The sequence below is a fragment of the Roseisolibacter sp. H3M3-2 genome (assembly GCF_029211165.1).
Classification (GTDB): domain Bacteria; phylum Gemmatimonadota; class Gemmatimonadetes; order Gemmatimonadales; family Gemmatimonadaceae; genus Roseisolibacter.
This window is the reverse complement of the sequence record NZ_JARGEK010000679.1, coordinates 1-1,084: the sequence shown is the minus strand read 5'-3', so window position 1 is coordinate 1,084 and position 1,084 is coordinate 1. Positions and strand designations below refer to the sequence as shown.

Sequence of the window (1,084 nt, the reverse complement as noted above, 5' to 3'; positions counted from 1 at the left end):
GGGGGCTCCGCAGGGCGGGACGGTCTGTCCCCCTCGCGGAGCCCCCTCGACGCTCGACGCTCACCGCTCGCCGCTCAGTTGAACTCCACCGCCGTCCCCTTCGTCAGCGCGCTCGCCAGGAACAGGGCGTCCCAGTTGGTGAGCCGGACGCAGCCGTGCGACTGCGCGCTCCCGACGCGCGCGGGCTCGGGGGTGCCGTGGATCCCGACGTGCGCCTTGCTCAGCTGGATCCAGACGACGCCCACCGGCGAGTTCGGCCCCGGCGGCAGGTCGGCGATGGCGCCCTTGGTGGTCGACTTCCCGCTCAGCACGCGCGGGTTGTACTGGTACCACGGGTTGCGCGTCACGCTCAGCACCTTGAGCCGCCCCGTCGGCGACGGCGTCTGCGCGGACCCGACGCTGGCGCGCAGCGAGAACAGCAGCGCGCCGTCGTCGGCGTAGCCGCGCAGCGTCCCCCCCTGCTTGTCGACGACCAGGCGCGCCGGCGCCTTGGCCGGCATGCGCCACACGTTCGGCACGTGCACGACGGTGCCGACGGTCGCCGAGTCGAGCACGACGCCCGGGTTGAGCGCCTTCAGGATCGCCGGCGTGGTGTGGAAGCGCTCGGCCACGCGCTCGCCGACCGTCTCGTAGCAGAGGCAGTCGAGCTTCGCCTTCCCCGGATAGGTGGGCGGGATCTTCCGCAGCGGGCCGCGCACGTCGGCGCGCGTGAGCTGGTACTCCACGACCGGCGGGCGGCGGTGCGTGACCTCGAGCAGCCGCTCGTAGGTCGCCTCGTCCACCGCGGCCCCCTCGCCGAGCGCGTGCGCCTCGCGGAAGGCGCGCACGGCGGCGCGCGTGCCGGCCTGCCACTTCCCGTCGAGCACGCCGGGCGAGAAGCCGGCGGCGCCGAGCAGCACCTGCACGTGCAGCACGCGCGGCCCCTCGCCGCTCGAGATGGGGAGCCTCACCGGTTCGCGCACGCGCTCGGGGGCGAACGACGCCGACGTCGCCGACGCGGCGCGCGCCGGCGTCGGCGCGGCGGGCGCGACCGGCGCGGCGAAGTCGGAGGCCAAGCGGTCTTAGGAAGACAAATCGTGGTCTC

At 74.8% G+C, this 1,084-nt stretch carries 1 protein-coding gene; it reads right to left on the bottom strand.

The annotated features are described in order from the left end of the window. Positions 1–74 precede the first annotated feature (74 nt). On the bottom strand, positions 75–1,055 hold the full coding sequence (locus tag PYV61_RS25685; protein WP_275836732.1) for a L,D-transpeptidase: 981 nt from the start codon (positions 1,053–1,055) through the stop codon (positions 75–77). Positions 1,056–1,084 lie beyond the last annotated feature (29 nt).